Source organism: Kribbella sp. NPDC049584 (assembly GCF_040675555.1).
In the GTDB taxonomy this organism is placed as follows: domain Bacteria; phylum Actinomycetota; class Actinomycetes; order Propionibacteriales; family Kribbellaceae; genus Kribbella.
This window is the reverse complement of the sequence record NZ_JBFAPF010000001.1, coordinates 298,139-314,430: the sequence shown is the minus strand read 5'-3', so window position 1 is coordinate 314,430 and position 16,292 is coordinate 298,139. Positions and strand designations below refer to the sequence as shown.

The 16,292-nt window shown below is 67.5% G+C and carries 12 protein-coding genes; 4 read left to right on the top strand and 8 right to left on the bottom strand.

The genetic code is table 11. The annotated features are described in order from the left end of the window. Nucleotide 1: 1 nt before the first annotated feature. Nucleotides 2–928: a hypothetical protein gene (locus AB0J62_RS01485; protein WP_363862901.1), complete on the bottom strand. Its 927-nt coding sequence runs from the start codon at nucleotides 926–928 to the stop codon at nucleotides 2–4. Nucleotides 929–1,099: 171 nt separating this feature from the next. On the opposite strand from AB0J62_RS01485, the gene AB0J62_RS01480 reads away from it, so the two are divergent. Beyond that, nucleotides 1,100–4,318, top strand: coding sequence for an ATP-dependent DNA helicase (locus tag AB0J62_RS01480; protein WP_363862898.1), 3,219 nt, complete (start codon nucleotides 1,100–1,102; stop codon nucleotides 4,316–4,318). Beyond that, nucleotides 4,318–7,554 (top strand): ATP-dependent DNA helicase, encoded by a 3,237-nt coding sequence (locus AB0J62_RS01475; protein ID WP_363862895.1) that lies wholly within the window; start codon nucleotides 4,318–4,320, stop codon nucleotides 7,552–7,554. Before AB0J62_RS01480 ends, AB0J62_RS01475 begins: the two co-directional genes overlap by 1 nt. A gap of 2 nt (nucleotides 7,555–7,556) precedes the next feature. On the opposite strand, the gene AB0J62_RS01470 is transcribed toward AB0J62_RS01475, so the two are convergent. Further along, on the bottom strand, nucleotides 7,557–8,423 hold the full coding sequence (locus AB0J62_RS01470) for a LysR family transcriptional regulator (RefSeq protein WP_363862892.1): 867 nt from the start codon (nucleotides 8,421–8,423) through the stop codon (nucleotides 7,557–7,559). A gap of 74 nt (nucleotides 8,424–8,497) precedes the next feature. Between AB0J62_RS01470 and AB0J62_RS01465 the strand changes: the two genes are divergently transcribed. Beyond that, on the top strand, nucleotides 8,498–9,007 hold the full coding sequence (locus AB0J62_RS01465; RefSeq protein WP_363862889.1) for a cysteine dioxygenase family protein: 510 nt from the start codon (nucleotides 8,498–8,500) through the stop codon (nucleotides 9,005–9,007). Nucleotides 9,008–9,031: 24 nt separating this feature from the next. On the opposite strand, the gene AB0J62_RS01460 is transcribed toward AB0J62_RS01465, so the two are convergent. The 4 genes from AB0J62_RS01460 to AB0J62_RS01445 form a co-directional block, all read right to left on the bottom strand. Next, nucleotides 9,032–9,577 carry a Uma2 family endonuclease gene (locus AB0J62_RS01460; RefSeq protein WP_363862886.1) on the bottom strand — a complete coding sequence of 182 codons (546 nt, stop codon included), beginning with the start codon at nucleotides 9,575–9,577 and terminating at the stop codon, nucleotides 9,032–9,034. Nucleotides 9,578–9,704: 127 nt separating this feature from the next. Continuing rightward, entirely contained in the window at nucleotides 9,705–10,196 is a 492-nt protein-coding gene (locus AB0J62_RS01455; RefSeq protein WP_363862883.1) for a Uma2 family endonuclease, read from the bottom strand. A 39-nt stretch (nucleotides 10,197–10,235) separates the two neighbouring features. Continuing rightward, nucleotides 10,236–11,963, bottom strand: a complete 1,728-nt coding sequence (locus tag AB0J62_RS01450) for an IucA/IucC family siderophore biosynthesis protein (RefSeq protein ID WP_363862880.1) — start codon at nucleotides 11,961–11,963, stop codon at nucleotides 10,236–10,238. Beyond that, nucleotides 11,963–12,550, bottom strand: coding sequence for a GNAT family N-acetyltransferase (locus tag AB0J62_RS01445; RefSeq protein WP_363862877.1), 588 nt, complete (start codon nucleotides 12,548–12,550; stop codon nucleotides 11,963–11,965). Before AB0J62_RS01445 ends, AB0J62_RS01450 begins: the two co-directional genes overlap by 1 nt. 124 nt (nucleotides 12,551–12,674) lie before the next feature. Between AB0J62_RS01445 and AB0J62_RS01440 the strand changes: the two genes are divergently transcribed. After that, nucleotides 12,675–13,598 carry a sigma-70 family RNA polymerase sigma factor gene (locus tag AB0J62_RS01440; protein ID WP_363862874.1) on the top strand — a complete coding sequence of 308 codons (924 nt, stop codon included), beginning with the start codon at nucleotides 12,675–12,677 and terminating at the stop codon, nucleotides 13,596–13,598. Here the strand turns inward: AB0J62_RS01440 and AB0J62_RS01435 are convergent. Continuing rightward, a complete protein-coding gene (locus AB0J62_RS01435) occupies nucleotides 13,592–15,157 on the bottom strand; it encodes a long-chain fatty acid--CoA ligase (RefSeq protein ID WP_363862871.1) in 1,566 nt (521 codons plus the stop codon). The genes AB0J62_RS01440 and AB0J62_RS01435 overlap by 7 nt on opposite strands. A 10-nt stretch (nucleotides 15,158–15,167) precedes the next feature. After that, complete coding sequence (locus AB0J62_RS01430; RefSeq protein ID WP_363862868.1) at nucleotides 15,168–16,292, bottom strand: DUF5938 domain-containing protein; 1,125 nt, start codon at nucleotides 16,290–16,292, stop codon at nucleotides 15,168–15,170.

Genomic DNA, 16,292 nt, shown 5'->3' with positions numbered 1-16,292 from the left:
GTCACTCGCCGTTCAGCGGAGTGCCTGCCTGCGAGGTGCGCAGGAAGTAGACCGGGTCGTTGAAGGTGCCCGGGACCTTGCCCAGGCTCTGGATGACGGTGGCCGTACCGTTGGCGTGGCCAATGGCGTACAGGTACGCCGATCCGGTGTCGGTGTCGATCGCGGCGAGCAGCGTGGACTGCGTGCCGCACTTCTCCGCGACGATCGCCTCGAAGCCCTGCCAGGTCGACGACCGGACGACCTTCACGACCGGCGTCAGCGGCGACGTGGTCGGGATGTGGATCGTGTACAGCGCGCCGGCCTTGGTCGTGGCCAGGAAGGTGTCGTACGTCGACGTCGTGCTGATCAGCGTCATCGTCTTCACGGCCGAGAAGCCGGCGTACGTGCCGAGCGGGTGGAACCCTGTCTTGTCGAGCTTCCAGCGCGCCAGCGATCCGTCGTTGCGCAGCGCGTAGAAGTACTGCCGCGTCGGCGAGTCGCCCTTCGGGTACGCCGCCCGTGCGATCGAGGTGTAGGCGCCCATGTCTTCCATCGCGAGCCCGCGGCCCCACCACGGGCCGCCCGGCACGTTGTTGATGACAGTGCTGTAGAGCGTGTCGCCGTACAGCGCGTAGCCGCTGTCCGAGCTGCCGCCCTCGGGTTCGGGCTTGAACTCCCACGTCGCGCTCGCCCGCGTCTCGCCCGGCTGGGCGACCTGCGGACCGACCCGGCGTTCGCTCGCGACCGGCGGGCTCGCGGCGGACACCACCTGGTCGACATAGTTGCCGTTCGCGGTGATCGAGCCGAGGTCCAGCGAACAGATCGACTGGATCTTCGGGGTCGCCGTCGCCGGTTTACCCAGCTTCGCCGCGGAGGCAGTGGCGGTCCCCAGACCTGCCAGCAGAACAGCCGCCCCCAGGAGGGCGGCAGTGCGTCGCATCGTCCTCATTCGGTGCTCCTCATGGTTGGTGTTGCTTCCGAGGTACTCGATGCGCGGCGGGTGCGGAAAGTTATGGGCCGGCTACGTTGCTGTGGTTCTCGTTGTCCGGTTTCCGGCTATCGTGCCGGGGCTCGGGGTGGCTCGTCGCAGATTGTCGGTGGGGTCTGTTGAGATGGGGCGATGGTCAGCAGACAGGGGTCCCGGTATCGATTGGTCCGGGCCGAAGGACGAAGCGCGGCGGCGCCTGTCCTGGACGCTGATCAGCAGGCGGTCGTGAATCATCCCGGCGGCCCGTTGCTGGTCCTCGCCGGTCCGGGGACCGGGAAGACGACGACGTTGGTCGAGGCCGTCGTCGACCGGGTGCGCAATCGCGGGCTGAGTCCGGACGAGGTGCTCGTGCTGACGTTCGGGCGGAAGGCGGCGACCGAGCTCCGCGATCGCATCACCGGCCGGCTCGGGCGGACGACCCGGGTGATGCCGTCGATGACCTTCCATTCCTTCTGCTATGCGCTGCTTCGACGGTTCACCCCGGCCGACGCGTTCGACGTACCGCTGCGGTTGCCGTCCGGGCCGGAGCAGTCGTTGCGGCTGACCGAGGCGTTGTCGGGCAGCCGTGAGGTCGGTGCGGTGCACTGGCCGGGCAGTCTGCATCCGGCGCTGAAGACGCGCGGGTTCACCGACGAGGTGCAGGCGGTGATCGGCAAGGCGCGGCAGCTCGGGCTCGACCCGGAGGACCTGTCCGCGATCGGCCGGTCGGCGGAGCGGGCCGAGTGGGTCGCGGTCGGCGACTTCTTCGAGGAGTACCTGCAGGTTCTCGATGCCGAGCAGGTGCTGGACTACTCCGAGCTCATTCACCGCGCGGTGATCCTGGCCCAGCAGCCGTCGGTGCAGGCGAAGTTGCGGGCAGAGTTCAAAGCGGTGTTCGTGGACGAGTATCAGGACACCGATCCGGGTCAGACCGAGCTGTTGCAGGCGATCGCGGGGGACGGCCGGGACCTTGTCGTCGTGGGCGATCCGGACCAGTCGATCTACACCTTCCGCGGTGCCGACGTCCGTGGTCTGCTGCGCTTCGCCGACGAGTTCCGGACCAGAGACGGCGCCGAGGCCGCCCAGATCGCTTTGGGTACGACGCGGCGCTTCGGTACGACGCTGCAGCGGGTATCGCGCAACGTCGTCAACCGGCTCGGCGTGCCGGGATCGCTCGACCGGGAGACGTTCGAGCGGTTCCGCAACCCGGATGCGTCGTCGTGCGTTTTCGGTCCGGGGAAGGTCGAGGCGAACCTGTACTCGACGAGTGGCGCCGAGCTCGAACACATTGCGGATCTGCTGCGTCGGGCGCATGTGCAGGACGGCGTCGGGTGGCACGAGATGGCTGTGCTGGTCCGGTCCGGCAGCCGTTCGATCCCGCCGCTGCGGCGTGCGCTCGCCGCGGCCGGGATCCCGGTGGATGTCGCGGGCGACGAGTTGCCGCTGTCGCGTGAGCCCGCCGTGCGGCCGATGCTGCTGGCTTTGCGGGCGGTGGCTGATCCCGAGACGCTGACCGTCGACGTCGTGCGCACCCTCGCGTTGTCGCCGTTGGGGGCGATGGACGCTGGGCAGTTGCGGCGGCTCGCCCGGGTGCTGCGCCGCCGCGACCGGGATGCTGCGGGCGGTCAGCGGTTGCCCCGCTCGTCGGACGAGCTGTTGCGGGAAGCATTGATGAACCCGCTGTTGCTCGACGAGGAGGCGTCACCGGCCGAGGCGCGGTTCGCGGCGCTGGGCGAGCGGTTGCTCAAGGCAAGGAACATTGTGACCGCGGGCGCCGCGCCGGACGAGGTGATGTGGTCGCTGTGGTCCGAGTCGCCCTGGTTGCGGCGGCTGCGCGGCCAGGCGCATTCCGGCGGCGAGCAGGCGCGGACGGCGAACCGTGATCTGGATTCGTTGTGCGCGTTGTTCGATGCGGCCAGCCGGGCTGAGGAACAGGTCGGGTTCAAAGGGGTTTCGGCGTTCCTGTCGGAGCTGGAGTCGCTGGACATCGCGGCGGACAACCGGTTCGACGGGACCTATCGAGAGGCCGGTGTGCAGCTGATGACCGCGCACCGGTCGAAGGGTTTGCAGTGGCGGCTCGTCGTGGTCGCCTCCGTGCAGGAGGGGCAGTGGCCTGACCTGCGGCGGCGCGGGTCGTTGCTCGAGCCGGACCGGTTGGGCCCCGACGGGCTGATCGATCCGTTGTCGGCCGGCGCGTTGCTGGCCGAGGAGAGACGGTTGTTCTACGTCGCGATCACCCGGGCCCGTGAGCGGCTGATCGTGACGGCAGTGCAGGCGCCAGAGGCCGACGGCGACCAGCCGTCCCGATTCCTTGCCGAGCTGGACATTCCTTTGAAACTAGTCGCGGGACGGCCGCGGCGCCCGTTGTCGTTGCCGGGGCTGGTCGCCGATCTGAGGTGCGTACTCGCGGATCCGTCGTCGTCACCTGCGTTGAAGCGGGTGGCGGCCGATCGACTGGCCCAGTTGGCCGATGCCGTTGACGACCGTGAGTATCAGCTGGTGCCGACCGCCGATCCCTCACGGTGGTGGGGTGTGCGTGAGCGGACCCGGTCGGAGCGCCCGATCGCGGATCCATCGCTCCCGGTGCCGTTGTCGGGGAGTGCGTTGACGACGATCGTGGACTGTCCGCTGCGATGGTTCCTGACCCGACGGGCCGGTGGAGAGACACCGAGTACGTCGGCGATCGGCTTCGGCATGGTGCTGCATACGTTGGCCGATGCCGTGGCGACCGGGACGTTGCCGCCGTCGATCGACGAGCTCAACGGCTGGCTCGACAAAGTGTGGACGCAGCTCGACTTCGAGTCCGCGTGGATCTCGGACCGGGAGCGCGCCGAGGCGGAGCAGGCGTTGCGACGGTTCGTCGCGTGGCACCAGGGGCGGCCGGACCGGACGCTGGTGGGGACCGAGGTGGACTTCGACGTCCTGCTGCCTGACGAGGACAAGCCCGCCGTTCGGGTGAAGGGCCGGATGGACCGGGTCGAGAAGGATGCCGAAGGGACAGTGCGCGTGGTCGACCTGAAGACCGGCCGTTCGATCCCGACCAAGCCGGCGTTGGCGCGGCATGTGCAGCTCGCGATCTACCAGCGCGCGATCAACTCCCGCCAGGTGAAGAAGCTCGGCGAGGATGCGGTCGCCGGTGGCGCCGAGCTGGTCCAGTTGCGTCACGACGACAACGGCGGCTTCCCGAAGGTGCAGCATCAGGGCCCGTTGGAAGCCGATGACCACGGCCGCACGTGGCTCGACGAAGCCGTCGACGACGCCGAGTCGATGATCCGCAGCGAGCAGTTCACCGCCCAACGCAACGACGGCTGCAGCCGCTGCGAAGCCCGAGCCCTCTGTCCGATCCAGCCAGAAGGCCGGGAGATCGTCTGATGGCTGCCGCCCACCTTCAGACAACCGCAGACCTGTGTGACCTCCTCGGGATCCCGTTCTCCGACCAGCAGCTGGCCGCGATCACGGCACCGCTCGCGCCGGGCGTGATCGTGGCCGGTGCCGGGTCCGGTAAGACGACGGCCATGGCCGCGCGCGTGGTGTGGCTGATCTGCACGGGTCAGGTGAAGCCGGAGGAAGTGCTCGGTCTGACGTTCACGAAGAAGGCCGCGAACGAGCTCGACGTACGGATTCGTGACGACCTGACGAAGGCCGGGGTCCTCGGATCGACCTTGCCGAAGGACCAGCATCCGCTGCTGGCGGCGCACCTGCGGAGCAATATCCCGAACTGGGAGCCCGAAGAGCCGGGCGAGCCGGTGGTCTCGACGTACCACGCGTTCGCCGGCACGTTGATCGCGGAGCACGGGCTGCGACTCGGCCTCGAGCCGGACTCGCGGGTGCTTGCGGATGCGACGCGTTTCCAGCTCGCCGGTCGGGTCGTACGGCGGTCGGCGGGGCCGATCCGGTTTGCGTCGCACCACGTGCCGACTCTGGTCAACAGTCTGCTCTCGCTGGATGGCGAGCTTGCGGATCACCTGCTGCGTGCGGACGACATCCGCGACCACGACGAGGCTGTCCGACTCGAGGTCGCCGCCGCGCGCAAGCAGACCGTGGAGGTCCGCAAGCTCGCTGAGACCGCGTTGAAACGCGGCGAGATCCTGCAGCTGGTTGAGGAGTACCAGGCTTACAAGGCTGAGCGTGGTGTTGTCGACTTCGCCGATCAGATGGCGTTGGGCGCGCGGCTGGCGGAGGAGTGTCCGGAGGTCGCGGCCGTCGAGCGGGCACGATACAAGGTCGTGCTGCTCGACGAGTATCAGGACACTTCGGTCTCGCAGCGCCGGATGTTGACGGCTCTGTTCGCCGGGCCGGATCCAGCTCACGGTCGAGGCCACCCGGTCACGGCCGTCGGTGACCCGTGTCAGGCGATCTACGGATGGCGCGGTGCGTCGGTCGCGAATCTCGACGAGTTCCCGGCGCACTTCCCGCAGGCCGACGGCACGCCCGCCCAGCGGTATGTGTTGAGCATCAACCGCCGCTGCGGCAGTCGTATCCTCGCGGCAGCCAACCAGCACGCCGCCGAGCTGTACGAACAGCATCCCGGCGTCATCCCGCTCGAGGCGCCGGCGGACGCTCCGGAGGGCGCGATCACCGTCGGGCTGTTCGAGACGCGCTCGCAGGAGATCGAGTGGGTGGCCGACGCGATCGTCGCCGCGCATCGCACCCGGAACCGCCGCTGGAAAGACATCGGCATCCTGATGCGCACGAACGTCGACCTCAGCGCGGTCCACGAAGCGTTGATCGCGCGCAAGGTCCCGGTCGAGGTCGTCGGTCTCGGCGGATTGCTCGCGCTCCCGGAAGTCGTCGACGTCGTCGCCACGCTGCAAGCCGTCAACGACCTCACCGCGAACGCCGCGATGCTCCGCATCCTCACCGGCCCTCGGTACAGGATCGGCCACCGCGACCTCGCGCTGCTCGCGAACCGCGCCCGCGCCCTGGCCGACGCGGGCGAACGACCAGCCGCCGACGATCTGGTCGCCGCTCTGGACGCTGCCGTGGCCGGGATGGACTCGACCGAGGTCATCTCGCTCGCCGAGGCGGTCGACGATCCGGGCCGGGCGGAGTACGCGCCGGAAGCATTGGTCCGGTTCAAGGAACTCTCCAGCGAGCTCCGCGAACTCCGTGCCCACGCCAGTGAGCCGCTGCTCGATCTGGTCCGGCGAGTGATCAGCACGATCGGCCTGGATGTCGAGCTGACCGCGACACCCGACCACGTCGACGCCGGCCGCCGCGACCACCTCGCCGCGTTCTTGGATGCCGTCGGCAACTTTGTCTCGACCGAGTCGGACGGGTCGCTCGACGGGCTGCTGGCTTACCTGGCCGCCGAGGAGGAGTACGCCGCCGGCCTCGATCTCGCCGTACCGAGTGAGGCCGACTCGGTGAAGCTGCTGACCACGCACCGGTCGAAGGGTCTGGAGTGGCCAGTCGTCTTCGTGCCCACCCTGGTCTCCAAGGTGTTCCCGTCGGATCGCGGCCGGGACAAGTGGACGACGAACGCGAAGGTCCTGCCGTGGCCGCTGCGCGGTGACGCGGACACGCTGCCGGACATCCACGACCTGTCGAACGCGGGGCTGAAGTCGTTCGCGGACGAGTGCAAGGACATGAACGCGCTGGAGGAGCGGCGGCTCGGGTACGTCGCCTTCACGCGGGCGAAGGAGTTGCTCGTAGCGACCGGGCACTGGTGGGGTCCGACGCAGAAGCGCCCGCGCGGCCCGTCGTCGTACCTCTCGATGCTGAAGAAGCACGCCGGTGAGCGCGTGATCGAGTGGGCCGAGCAGCCGGAGCTGACCGCGGAGAACCCCGAGCTCGCGGAGCAGACGCAAGCGCCGTGGCCGACGGCGTACGACCTGGAGTCGTACCAGCGGCGGCTCGACGCGGCGGCGCTCGTGGAGTTGTCGCGGACGGAGGGTCCCTCGGTCGAGGCCGAGGAGTCGTTGCTGCTCGACGAGCAGGCGACGGTCGCGCGGTGGGACTCAGAGATCGAGCGATTGTTGTCCGAGGCAAGGGAAAGCCGGAGCCGCAAGGCCTACGACGTCGCGCTGCCGGCCGCGCTGTCCGCGACGCAGGTGATGCGACTGGCGAAGGATCCGGATGGTCTGGCCGCCGAGCTGGCCCGTCCGATGCCCCGCAAACCCAACCGGGCGGCGCGTTTCGGGACCCGCTTCCACGCCTGGGTGGAGAGCTACTTCGGCCAGCAACTCCTGCTCGACCCGGACGACCTCCCCGGCGCCGCGGACGAGGACATCGTCGACGACACCGACCTCACCGACCTGATGGACGCGTTCCGCGACGGCCCGTTCGGCGAAACCACGCCGTACGAGATCGAGGCGCCGTTCGCCCTGGCCCTCGACGGCCGCGTGATCCGCGGCCGGATCGACGCCGTCTACCAGGTAGTCCGCGAAGACGGCTCCCGCGGGTACGACGTCATCGACTGGAAAACCACCCGCTCCGAGACCGCTGACCCACTCCAACTAGCCATCTACCGGGTCGCCTGGTCAGAGCTGATGAACATCCCACTCAACCAGGTGACCGCCGCCTTCTACTACGTCCGCACCGGCGACATCATCCGCCCGGAGGACCTTCCGGGTAAGGCGGAGCTGGTCCGTCTCCTCAACGGATGAGGTCATAGTGCGGCGGCCTCGTCGAGCGCCGTTAGTAGGGCCGCGATCGCGGGTGGGTCGGGTGGTTCGCCGTACGTCGCGGCGAAGACGTGTCGGCGCGAGTCCGGGATCTCGGTTGCGAAGATGCCGTCGATCTGGTGGCTGCGTAGTGCGAGGCCGGGCATTGTCGTCACCCCGAGACCGGACCTGACAAGAGCCTGCATCACCACCATGTCGTCGGACGTGTAGCCGATCCGCGGTTCGTAGCCCTCGACCGCGCACAACGAAGTCAGGTGACTGCGGCAACGATCGCACCCGGCGATCCAGGTCGCGTCTTGGAGCTCGGCGAGCGTGACCGGCCGGTCGTTCGACAGCAGGTACAACGGGTCGTCCAGCAGGTGGTGCAGTCGTACGCCGCTCGGCTCCGGCTCGGTCTCGTCGTACCGGAAGACGATCGCGACGTCGATCTCGCCGGTTCGCAGGAGCTCGAGTGCCTCGGGCGGATGCATGTCCGTCAGGCTCACCTCGAGCCCCGGGTGCTTGCCGGCCAGCGCCGCAACGGCTGCCGGTACGAGCGATCCGATCGCCGACGAGAATCCTGCCAGACGAACCCGACCCACGCGCAGGCCGACGTGCGCGGCGAGCTCGGCGTCGGCGGCGTCGATCCGACCGATGATTTCCGCGGCCCGAGACGCGAGCATCCGGCCGGCTTCGGTCAGGCGGATGCCGCGTCCGGCCCGCTGCACCAACTGCGCGCCGGTCTCGGCCTCCAGGCGGGACAGGTGATGAGTGACCGACGGCTGCGAATAGTGCAGCTCGCGTGCGGCGGCGGTCACCGATCCGTGGCGCGCGACCGCGTCGATGACGCGCAACTTCGTGACATCGAGCATGTATCAAACCCGTCTATGGGTGAGAACGAAACTTGGCATTAGACGCTATGGGTTGGGTGGCGCAGGCTCAAGACATGACGACGACAACGAATTCCACCAGCCAACTGACCGACCTCGCCGCGAGCGTTCGTACCGCGATCGACCAGCACGCCGATTGGCACGGCACCGCACAGCTGGTCGCCGAGCAACTGCGCCGCCACCTGCCGACTCCCGACGTACTCACAGCCGAGCAGCGCCTCGGATCGCCGGACCGCTACGAGAGCCACACGCTGCACGTCGAGCCTGACGGCTCGTTCTCGATCATCGCGGTGGTCTGGCGGCCCGGTCAGCTCACCCGGATCCACGACCACGTGACCTGGTGCGCCTTCGGCGTGATCCAGGGCGTCGAACACGAGGACCTGTACGACGCGGACCTCCGGCTCGTCGGCCAGAGCGACAACCATGTCGGCGACGTAAGCGGCTTCGCGCCCCCCGGCGACATCCACCGAGTCAACAACACGACCGACACCACGGCGATCTCCATCCACATCTACGGCACCGACGTCACCCGCATCGGCTCAAGCGTCCGCCGCTACTACAACTGATACGAGGCAGATCAAGCGCGCGGGCTAGTCCAGGAGTTCAGCCGGCAGGATGCGGACGGGAAACGGAAACTCGGCCTCGAACACGTCCTTACCGATGACGACGGCACGCTGGTGGTACGTCCCATCGACCAGCTCGAGAACGGTCAGTTCTTCGCTGGCCGGGTCGAAGATCCAGTAGGAGGTGACCCCGGCCTCCTCGTACAGACGCCTCTTGAATACCAGGTCCTTCGATCGGGTTGCGGCGGACAGGACCTCAACCGCCAGAAGCGGCGGCTTCTCGACGGCCCTGGGTCCGACGTCTGCTCGGCGGCACACCAGTACGTCCGGCTGAAGCGATCGCTGCCGCGTCGGCTGGAAGTCCGTCGGAGCAATGAAGACCTTCAGATCATCGGGACAGGCGCTCCTGAGTCTGACGGCCAGTTCGAGCACCGCGGTCTGGTGGATCGGCAACGGTGCAGGTGTCACCAGCAGCACCCCGTCGACCAATTCGTACCGCATCCCGTCATCGGGAAGCGCGTCGAGATCGGCCAACGTGAACGTCCCTGGCTCGAGAGTTTCCACGTACCCCATGGTGCCTCCTTCTCGGTCACACGACCAGCATGGTGTCTCCCGCTGGGTGTATGGCGCCGTTTCGGCAATCTGCCCCAGGTTGCCCCGACTTGCCCTGTGATCTGCCCCGGGATGCCCCTGTATGCCCTTATCCGGTGAGGGTTGCGGGGGTGAGGGTGACTTGGAAGGGCTGGGTGGCTTGGTGGGCTTCTTCGGCTTGGACTACGGCGTCGCAGGCGTAGCCCGTGGGGGTGAGGGTGAGGATGGTCAGTTCTTGGGTGGCGGGGTCGAGGAGCCAGTAGGACGGGACTTGGTGGGTTTCGTAAAGGGCACGTTTGAGGACTACGTCGGTGGTGCGGGTTGAGGGGGAGAGGACCTCGACGGCTAGGACGGGCGGTTCGGTGGGGTGGTAGTTGCGGGGGCAGACCAGGAGGTCGGGGCGGAGGGTGGTGTGGGGAGTGGGACGGAAGGCCAGTGAGCCGACTGAGACGAGCAGGTCGGGTGGGCAGGCTTGTTTCAGGACGACCATCAAGGCGATGACGGCCGCGTGGTGTGCGGGTGGCTGGGCGCCGGTGATCAGGAGACGGCCGTTGACTACTTCGTATCTTCGGCCGTCCCGCGTGGCTTTGAGGGTGGTCACGCAGACAGCTTGACCGATTTCGTCGTAGAGCCGTTGACGTTATCCACAGGCGAGTGGGTTCTCCAGCGTGCCGGCGAACTGGAGGGAGCCGGCGACGTCGGTGAGGTCGACCATCTGCTGGTTGTTGCGGAGCTGCAGCCGGTTCAGACACGACAGGGCGAACGACGGCGTGAAGATGTCGTACTTCGCGAACGCCTCAGCCACCTCGGGTGTCGCAGCCTGGTAGTCGCGCACCGCCTCCGCGACCACCGACCAGAACTCGTCAGGCGTCAGCAGACCCTCGCGATCCAGCAACGGCGAAAGGAACCGGAAGATGCAGTCGAAGACGTCGGTGAAGATCGATAGCAGCTTCTCGTCGTCGGGCACCTCGGCGCGCACCCGCTCCGCGTCCGCCGGGATCGGCGTCGACGGGCTCAGTACGGCGATCTCCTCCGCGATGTCCTTCATGATGACGCGGATCGGGATCGCGTCCCGCAGTACCAGGATCAGGTTCTCGCCGTGCGGCATGAACACCAGCTCGTACGCGTAGAAGCTGTGCAGCAAAGGGATCAGGTACGCGTCGACGTACGCCCGCAGCCAGTCCGCCGGCGCGAGACCCGACGCCCGCACGAGCGCGGCGGCCAACGACGCACCGTGTCGATCGACGTGCAGCAACGACGCCATCGTCGCGAGCCGCTCCCCGGGCTCCAGCGATGGGATCGGGCTCTCACGCCACAGTGCCGACAACATCTTCCGGTACGGCGATGTCTTGTCTGTCGCGTTCTCGTAGTACCGGTTGTGATACCCGGCCGCTGCGATCTCGCGCAGCACGCTGAAGCCGTAGCGCTTCAGCACAAGGTCGTTCGAGACCACCGAGTGGACCCAGTCGTTGATCGCCGGTGTCGCGGCCATGTACGACGGCGACAGCCCGCGCATGAACCCCATGTTGAGCACCGACAACGCCGTCTTCACGTAGCATCGTGCCGGCTGCGACCGGTTGAAGAATGTCCGGATCGACTGCTGCGGCTGGTAGACGTCATCGGTCGACCCAACGTAGATGATGTGACGTTGCGCGATGTCGGCCGCGAACGTGATCGACGTCTTGTTCTCCCACTGCCACGGATGCACCGGCAGGTAGACATAGTCCGCAGGATCGGCGCCCACAGCAACAATCTCGGCCGCGAACCGCTTCAGCACCACATCACCCAACTCGACGCGGAGCAGCTGCTCATAAGTCAGTGTGTTGCTGTGCGCAACAGTCGTCCGGTCCCGCCGGGCAGCGATCCAGACCAGCTGCACCGCCGCACCGGTCTCCGGTGCATAGGCCAAATAGTCGCTCACCCCGAACCCGAGCCGCCCGTTGTTCGCGACGAAGCACGGATGCCCCTCGGTCATCGCGGACTCGATCACCTGGAAGTCCGCGGTGACAAGGTCCGTCGCCGTCAGCTCCGGCTTCGACAGCTTGTACGCCGCCGACGCCAGCGTGCTGCTGATCTCCTCGAGGTACACCGGCAGCATCTCCGCGCCGATCCCCAACCGCTGATGGAACGAGGTGATGAACTCGAGCGCGTCGATCGGCCCGCCGTCGTCCCGGACGATGCTCGAGGCATCGATCTCCCAATGATTCAAGGGATACAACCGAGCCGCGAACCGATATCCGTCGACCGCGAACCCGTTGTCGACAGCAACAGGTGTGAGGATGCGCTCGTGCGCGAACTCGGCCAGCGCCTTCCGCACCAGGGCGCGGTTGACCACAGCCCAGACGTCCGGGGTCAAGTGCGAGATCATCAGCCTGCCTCGTTCATTCGCTGGGCGTCGGCGTACTGGTCGCGCGTGCAGAAGCTCAACCACGCCTGCTTGTCGGGGAGCTGCACGACGCTGTGCTTGCGGAATCCCATCCGCTCGTTCAGCGCCTGGATCTTCACGTTCCGTACGTCGGGCTCGACCACGACCCGGTCGACCAGCGGATCGCTGAACAAGCTGTCCATGATCGTCTCGAACACCGCCGCGGTGAAGCCGGTGATCGGCGTGACCGCCGGTCCGACCAGCACATGCATGCCGATGTCACCCGGCGCGACGTCGTACACCTGGCCGACCGCGTCGTACGCCGGCTCGTAGCGCTCCATCAGGAACGCGGGCCGGCCGTCGTGTTCGCCGAGAAAGGCATGGTGCTGCGCGCTCCGCGAGATCCGGAGGTACTCCGTGTGCACGTCGGCGACGGACGCGTTCAGGAGGCCCCAGTACCGCGCGTACGGCTGAGTGACCCAGCTGTGCAGCGTGGTCACGTCCTCGGTCAGGTCGAACGGCCGGAGGCTGAGGGTGCCGAGGCCGGCGACGAAGCGCCGGTACGTCGGCTCGGGCAGTGCTCTGGTCATGGGCGGACCCTGCTTTCGAGGTGGCGGACCTGTTAGCTAAGGCTTACCTTACTAGACACTCGACCTCACGAAGAACCGGGTCCGTATCCTGAGGACCGCCTCGTCCGTCCAGACTGGTATGACCATGACCGACGCACTCGACCTTCCGGAGCTGAAGGCGACCAGGCAGGCGCGGCGGGAGTTTCTCGACCGCCTCGAGCCGCTGCGCTCCGACCTGTACAAGTACTGCCGCCGGTTGACCGGCAACGCGTTCGACGCCGAGGACCTCGTCCAGGAGTCGTTGGCGCGCGCGTTTACGCAGGCGGCGCAGGCGCACAGCCCCATCGCGAATCCGCGCGCCTGGTTGTTTCGGGTCGCCACCAACGCGTACGTCGACAGCTACCGCCGCCAGTCGCCCGTGCTCGTCGACGCGCCAGAGCAGGCAGCACCGGACACGGCCGACCCCGCAGAGGTCCGTGACGCCTGGGCTGAGCTCGTGACTCTTCTCCCGCCGCAGGAGCGGGCCGCGCTCGCGCTGAAGGACCTCTTCGGTTTCACGCTCACCGAGGTCGCCGACGTACTACATACCTCGGTCGGAGCCGTCAAAGCAGCACTCCACCGCGGACGCGGGCGTCTGGCCGACCCGGAGCGCTCGTTGAAGAACCGTGGGGCGCCGGACCGCCGGCTGCTCGATGCGGTCGCCGACGCGTTCACGGCGTACGACGTACCTCGGCTGACCGCACTGCTGCTGGAGGACGCGGACAGTGAGATCCTCGGCGTGCTCACGGAGTACGGTGCCGACAACATCCGCCGGGGCTCGATCGAACACACTCTGGACCCGTCCAAGCCCTACCGCTACACGGCCGACGTCGTGGACCTGTGGGGTGAGTCCGTCCTGGCAATCCACATAGTCCGCGACGGCCACGCCGCTCTGAACGACCTGATGCGTCTCACCACCGAGAACGGCAAGGTGCGCTCGATCCGCTGGTACTACTTCTCACCCGACTTCCTCACCGAAGCAGCCGCCACCCTGAACAAACCTGTCGAACTCAACGGCCACCACTACTGAACAGCTAGGCGGGCCTTGATCTCCGGCTTGACTACCTTGCCGACCTTGGAGCGGGGCAGGTCGGGCCAGACGAGCACCTGCTTCGGTGCCTTCACGCTGCCGATCCGTGCCTTCGCGAACGCGATCAGCTCCTCCGGCCCGACCAGACTGCCCGGCTGGAGCTGTACGACGGCAACGACCCGCTCGCCCCACTTCTCGTCGGGCTGGCCGACCACTGCGCAGTCCTGGACGTCGGTGTGAGCCATCAGGGCCTGCTCGACCTCGGTGGAGTACACGTTGAAGCCGCCGGTGATGATCATGTCCTTCGCCCGGTCGACGATGTACAGGTAGCCGTCGCCGTCCAGGTAGCCGATGTCACCGGTGTGATGCCAGCCGTACGCCGACGCCGCCGCGGTCGCGTCCGGATTGCGGTAGTACCCCCGCATCACCAGAGAGCCGCGGACGACGATCTCACCTCGCTCGCCCGAGGGAAGGAGACCGCCGTCCGGGCTCATGATCGCCACCGTGACCAACGGTGACGGCCGCCCCGCCGACGACAGCCGGCTCCGCGCAATGTTGCCTGCGGCATCGAAATGCGCGGCGGGCGGCAAGATCGAGATCATCATCGGCGCCTCGGTCTGCCCGAACAGCTGCGCCATCACCGGACCGATCCGTTGCAGCGCCTCCTCGAGCCGGGCGACCGACATCGGCGCCGCGCCGTACCAGAAGCACCGCAACGACGACAGGTCCGTGGAGTCCAGCTCCGGCGCCGCCAGCACCATGTAGATCAGCGTCGGCGGCAAGAACGTGTGCGTCACCCCGTGTCGCGGTATCAGCTCCAGGAAGGCGTGGACGTCGGGGACACGCATGATCACGATCTCCCCGCCGGACGCGAGCACCGGGAAGCACAGCACCCCGGCCGCATGCGTCAGCGGCGCGAGCGCGAGGTAGACCGGCCGCTCGCCGAACGGGTACCCCATCAGGGTCAGCGCGGTCATCGTCTCGAGGTTGGCGTTGCCGAGCATCACTCCTTTCGGACGGCCCGTCGTACCGCCGGTTCCGACGATCATCGCGAGGTCGTCCGGATCGGTCAGATCAGGTGCCGGTTGGGACGCGCCCCCGCAGAACGCGTCCCAACCGACAATTCTCCGGCCGCTGGGGTGGGGGTCTGGGCCGGAGTCAATGGGCTCCCCGTCGAGGCACACGAACGTGTGCACCTTCGGCAGTGAGTCCCGGATGCGGTCCACCAGCGGCGTGAACGCCGACTGGTAGATGAGTACTTCGCAGTCGAACTGGTCGAGCAGCTCGCGGTTCTCCGCGGCCTCGTTGCGCGGATTGATCGGGCACCAGATCGCACCGGCGCGGCTGATCCCGAACACGCAGCTGAACGCGATCGGGTCGTTCGCCGACAGGATCGCGACCTTCCCACCCGGCCGTACGCCGGTCGCCTCCAGCGCGCCGGCGATCCGGTACGACAGCTGCTGCACCTCGGCGTACGAGAGCGTCTCGCCGTCCGTGGTGAGGCAGGCCGCATCCGGGCCCAGCGAGGCGCCCTTGTCCAGGTAGTCGACCAGTCGCACAGGAACTCCTCTAATGCTGCACGGTCAGCTGCGGCTCGGACACCAGCCCGAAGCTCCGCAGTACGCCGAGCAGCTCGCGATGACCGAACGCCTGGCAGCCACTCGCGAAACCGACCCGCTTCGGCGGCGTCTGCATCAGCGAGTACGCCGCGTACGCCTGGAGCAGGCCGGTCTGCTGGTAGTTGCTGTTGCCGTGGATGACACAGTGCGCCCGACCGAGCGGTCCGGAGGCGTGCACCGAGTCGAGAGTCTTGTTGACCCGTGGGTTCTCCCGCGGCGGCATCTCGTTCATCACCTGGCGAGCGGTCGCTGTCAGGGCCTCGTTGCGCTCGTCCGGCGCCATGTCCTTGGTCGCCTCGAGCGCTGCGGCAACGATCTGCGGTACGCCGTTCATCAGCGCCGCGTTGAAGACACCGCCCTGCGCCTTGCAGTTGGCGACACGTGGATCGCGCTTGAACCAGACCGGGTGCGACATACCGCCCCAGGGCAGCGACAGGGCGAGCTCGTGCTGTCCGGGAACGACCAGCTGCACCAATCCCTGAGTGGGGAACTCGGTGTACTGGTTGTTCTCCAGGTAGTGCGCCTTCGACGTCGCTGCGTTCACCAGGATCGTGCGCGTCGATGCGATCGTCGGGCTGCCGCCCCAGAACACAGCGATGTCCAGGGTGTCCAGCCCTGGCTGCTCGAGACAGAGCTGCGCTGCGATCTCGCTGGTCGTGTACATCTGCGCGATGCCGGGTGCCAGTACCAGACCGGCATCGGCGAACTGCTGACCGTACTTCTCGTCGCAGGTCATCAACCAGTCCTGCTCGCCGGTCGTGTCGGTGTAGTGCGCACCGGCCGCCAGCGCTGCCTCCACAGCGGCCGGACCGAGCTCGCTGAAGGGCCCGACCGTGTTCAGGACCACGGATGCGCCCTTGAACAGATCGGTCAGCGAGGCGGTGTCGTGGTCGACCGTGGCGATCTCGTAGTCGGCTGTCTCGATGCCGGGGACATGCGCGTCCATCGAGGCCTTCAGCTTGGCCTCGTCACGGCCGGCGGCGACGAACGGGACGTGGTACTGCCGGAGGTACTCGCACACCAGGCGTCCGGTGTAGCCGGAGGCGCCGTAGACGACGACAGGCTTGCTGCTCAT

Bases quoted from the DNA above. Each gene is read 5' to 3' on its own strand.
- AB0J62_RS01470 (WP_363862892.1), bottom strand. From the start codon at position 8,423: ATGCTCGATGTCACGAAGTTGCGCGTCATCGACGCGGTCGCGCGCCAC.
- AB0J62_RS01480 (WP_363862898.1), top strand. From the start codon at position 1,100: ATGGTCAGCAGACAGGGGTCCCGGTATCGATTGGTCCGGGCCGAAGGA.
- AB0J62_RS01485 (WP_363862901.1), bottom strand. From the start codon at position 928: ATGAGGACGATGCGACGCACTGCCGCCCTCCTGGGGGCGGCTGTTCTG.
- AB0J62_RS01445 (WP_363862877.1), bottom strand. From the start codon at position 12,550: ATGACCAGAGCACTGCCCGAGCCGACGTACCGGCGCTTCGTCGCCGGC.
- AB0J62_RS01475 (WP_363862895.1), top strand. From the start codon at position 4,318: ATGGCTGCCGCCCACCTTCAGACAACCGCAGACCTGTGTGACCTCCTC.
- AB0J62_RS01450 (WP_363862880.1), bottom strand. From the start codon at position 11,963: ATGATCTCGCACTTGACCCCGGACGTCTGGGCTGTGGTCAACCGCGCC.
- AB0J62_RS01465 (WP_363862889.1), top strand. From the start codon at position 8,498: ATGACGACGACAACGAATTCCACCAGCCAACTGACCGACCTCGCCGCG.
- AB0J62_RS01440 (WP_363862874.1), top strand. From the start codon at position 12,675: ATGACCGACGCACTCGACCTTCCGGAGCTGAAGGCGACCAGGCAGGCG.
- AB0J62_RS01430 (WP_363862868.1), bottom strand. From the start codon at position 16,292: ATGAGCAGCAAGCCTGTCGTCGTCTACGGCGCCTCCGGCTACACCGGA.
- AB0J62_RS01460 (WP_363862886.1), bottom strand. From the start codon at position 9,577: ATGGGGTACGTGGAAACTCTCGAGCCAGGGACGTTCACGTTGGCCGAT.